The sequence below is a fragment of the Pelomonas sp. KK5 genome, assembly GCF_001984095.1.
Classification (GTDB): domain Bacteria; phylum Pseudomonadota; class Gammaproteobacteria; order Burkholderiales; family Burkholderiaceae_C; genus KK5.
In genome coordinates this window covers 1-3,474 of record NZ_LYVQ01000379.1, presented here as the reverse complement: position 1 = coordinate 3,474, position 3,474 = coordinate 1, and the positions used below count along the sequence as shown (strand labels likewise).

At 66.1% G+C, this 3,474-nt stretch carries 3 protein-coding genes; all 3 read left to right on the top strand.

The window, feature by feature from the left end:
- Positions 1-165: 165 nt before the first annotated feature.
- The 3 genes from B0W88_RS30580 to B0W88_RS30570 are packed head-to-tail and all read left to right on the top strand — an operon-like array spanning position 166 to position 3,369.
- The gene (locus B0W88_RS30580) at positions 166-1,011 is read left to right on the top strand and encodes an amidohydrolase (protein ID WP_077038264.1); all 846 of its coding nucleotides are present in this window, start codon (positions 166-168) and stop codon (positions 1,009-1,011) included.
- Between the two features lie 26 nt (positions 1,012-1,037).
- A complete protein-coding gene (locus B0W88_RS30575) occupies positions 1,038-2,351 on the top strand; it encodes an MFS transporter (protein ID WP_077038263.1) in 1,314 nt (437 codons plus the stop codon).
- 19 nt (positions 2,352-2,370) lie between these two features.
- Positions 2,371-3,369, top strand: a complete 999-nt coding sequence (locus tag B0W88_RS30570; RefSeq protein WP_077038262.1) for a protocatechuate 3,4-dioxygenase — start codon at positions 2,371-2,373, stop codon at positions 3,367-3,369.
- The last annotated feature ends 105 nt before the right edge of the window (positions 3,370-3,474 follow it).

Genomic DNA, 3,474 nt, shown 5'->3' with positions numbered 1-3,474 from the left:
AGGTTGGACCGGCACCTGAAGGCCAAGGGCCTCTGAGGGTGACGCGCTGACACACGCTCCGTTCGCCCTGAGGTATCGAAGGGCCACCGCCCAGACTTCCCTGAGGGCTTCGATACCTCAGCCCGAACGGAGATCCGGCCCGCACCCAGCATTGAATTGAGAACCATGCAGATCATCGACATCCACCCGCACATCATCTCGGACAACGAGACCAAGTACCCGCCCGCCCCGCTGTTCGGCAAGCGCTCGGACTGGTCGCAGGAGCGCCCCAGCACCGTCGAATCGCTGATCGCCGCGATGGACGCGGCCGGCGTGGCCAAGGCCGCGGTCGTGCATTCCTCGACCACCTACGGCTTCGACAACAGCTATGTCGTCGACGGCTGCAATGCCTACAAGGACCGGCTGGTCGCCGTCGGCTCCGTCGACATGCTGGCCGACGACGTCGCCAACATCATCAAGCGCTGGGCCGATGCGGGCCTGGCCGGGCTGCGCATCTTCACCGGCGGCTCGACCAAGGACTTCGACCCCAGCGAACTGGACAACCCGAAGAGCTTCAAGGCCTGGGCGATGTGCGCGGAGCTGGGCCTGCCGATGTGCATCCAGACGGGCCCGATCGGCCTGCCGCAGGTGCGCATGCTGGCCGGGAAGTTCCCGAACGTGAAGATCATCCTCGACCACCTCGGCCGCCCCGAGGTGCTCGATGGCCCGCCGTATGCCGCAGCGCAGAGCCTGTTCGACATCGCCGACCTGCCTAACGTCTACATGAAGCTGACCCCGCGCATCTTCGGCGATGTGAAGAAGGGCAGCGCCAGTGCCGAGACCTTCTTCCCGCGTGTCGTCGCGGCCTTCGGTGCGCAGCGCCTGGCCTGGGGCTCGAACTTCCCGACCTCGCCCGGCACGCTCTCCGAAATCCTCGCCACGGCGCAAGCCGGGCTGGCATCCTTGAGCGACGAGGACCGCACCTGGATCTTCGGCAGGACCGCGCAGCAGCTCTATCCCGCCCTGGCCTGAAGCCGGAGCAAAGAAAGAAGAACGACATGGAGACAAGCAGTACCGGCAGCTACTACCCGGTCGGCATCGGGCGCTGGGTCATCCTGGGCCTGCTGGCGCTGGGGGTGCTGATCTCGTTCGTCGACCGCACCAGCATCTCGGCCGCGCTGGCCGACCACGCGTTCGTCAAGCAGTTCGCGCTGAGCAGCGTGGACCGCGGCTGGCTCAACGCCGCCTTCTTCTGGTCCTACGGCCTGGTGCAGGTGCCGATGGGCTATGTGGCCGACCGCTACGGCGTCAAGTGGCCTTATGCGCTGTGCTTCACCGTCTGGTGCCTGGCCACGGCGCTGATGGGCGCGGTGACGACGCTGGCCGCGCTGGTGCTGTTGCGCCTCCTGATCGGCGCGGCCGAGGCCATCGTGATCCCGGCCAGCTACCGCTGGATCCGCAACAACTTCCCCGAGAGCCGCAGCGGCCTGGCCGTGGGCCTGTTCGCGATGGGCAACAAGTTCGGCCCGGCCATCGGCGCGCCGGTGGCAGCCTGGTGCATCGTCACCTACTCGTGGCAGTGGATGTTCGTGGCCACCGGCATCGTCGGCCTCATCTGGCTGGCGCCCTGGCTGGGCCTGGTGAAGAACGACTTCCCGACCCGCGCCGAACTCGCCGCCGCCCGCCGCAAGGCCGGCATGGTGACGATGGCCAGCGTGCTGAAGAGCCCGGTGGTCTGGGGCGGCATGATCAACAACTTCTGCTACGGCTACTTCACGTTCTACTGCATGACGTGGATGCCGGCCTATCTCGTCGAGCAGCGCGGCCTCTCGCTGCAGGACTCGGGGCTCTACACCTTCTTCAGCTTCGCCGGCATCGCGATCGTCGCGGCCGTGGCCGGCTGGGCGGCGGACCGGATCATTGCGCGCGGCCGCAACGCGGTGAAGGTGCGCAAGGCCTTCGTGATCGCCGGCTTCGTCGGCGGCTGCACCGTGCTGCTGGGGGCCTATGCCGAATCTTTGCAGACAGCGCTCTTCTGGAACGTGTTCTCGCTGTCCTTCCTGGGCCTGGCCACGGCCAACAACCTGGCGCTCACGCGGCTCACGCTGATCCCCAAGCAGGCCATCGGCCTGGTCACCGGCGTGCAGCAGGTGGCGACCAGCCTCGCCGGCGGCGTGGCGGCGAGCCTCTCGGGCTGGCTGCTGCACATCAGCGGCAGCTATGACCTGCCGATGCGCGTGATCTTCGCCTTCCTCGTGCTGGGCGCCGCGGCCACGGCCATCCTGCTGCGGCCCGAGTGGGCGCCGAAGGTCACCGTCGCCGAACCGCCGCCGCGCCCGCCGGCCGATGTCGCGCAAGAACGCACCGCCTGAGATTCAAGAGAAAAGACACATGGCAAAGATCGTATTCGGCATGGCTGTGCCCCACAGCGGCATGCTCGGCCAGAAGCCCGAGGACTGGCTCAACAATGCGCAGCGGGATTTCGACAACCCGGAGCTCTGGTTCCGCAACCGCACCTGGACCTATCCGGAGCTGGAAGCCCACCGCGGCAAGGCCTTCGAGAAGTACCTGACGATCGAGGAGCGTACGGCGCGCGCTGCCCGTTGTCGTTCGGCGCTGGACGAGATGGCCGCCGCCTACCAGCGCGCGAACATCGACGTGGCGATCATCCTCGGCAAGGACCAGAAGGAGATCTTCCCGCAGCACTCGCCCTCGATCGCGATCTACAGCGGCGCGGAAGTACATAACGGTCCGCCTCAGCGCAGTGTCTACGCGCCCGACCATCACGTCGTCCACCAGGCCTATCCGAAGCTCGCGACCTATCTGCTCGAGACCTTCCAGGCCAAGGGCTTCGACCTGACCGACCTGTTCGAGTGGCCGGAGAACGTCTGGATGGAGCGCCAGATGAAGAGGAAGGCCGACTACCCGGTCGTCCCGCACGCCTACAGCTTCGTCTACCACCAGATCATGGGCGACGAGCCGCCGCCGCACGTGCCGGTGCTGATGAACCTGTTCTATCCGCCGACGCAGCCCTCGATGGCCCGCTGCATCCAGTTCGGCGACGTGCTGCGCGATGCGATCGAGGCCTGGCCCGAGGACGTGCGCGTGGCCATCATCGCCTCCGGCGGCCTCTCGCACTTTGTCAACGACGAGGAGTTCGACCAGGACATCCTGAAGAAGCTGGCCAGCTACGACTACGAAGGCCTGGCTGCGATCCCCGACGGCTGGTTCCAGTCGGGCACCTCGGAAATCAAGATCTATTCGACCGTGATGAAGGCGCTGCAGCACACCGGTGCGCAGATGACGCTGGTCGATTACGTGCCTTGCTGGCGCACCGCCGCCGGGACCGGAGAGGGCATGGGCTTTATGTACTGGAACGCCGGCAACTAACCCCACGCTCCGTTCGCCCTGAGCCTGTCGAAGGGCTTCGATACCTCAGCCCGAACGGGAATTCGTTTTGATCGAGAGATTTGAATCATGAGCAACAACCGCCTT

Excerpts from the sequence above, each read along its gene's own strand:
- B0W88_RS30580 (WP_077038264.1), top strand. The coding sequence starts at position 166 with ATGCAGATCATCGACATCCACCCGCACATCATCTCGGACAACGAGACC.
- B0W88_RS30575 (WP_077038263.1), top strand. The coding sequence starts at position 1,038 with ATGGAGACAAGCAGTACCGGCAGCTACTACCCGGTCGGCATCGGGCGC.
- B0W88_RS30570 (WP_077038262.1), top strand. The coding sequence starts at position 2,371 with ATGGCAAAGATCGTATTCGGCATGGCTGTGCCCCACAGCGGCATGCTC.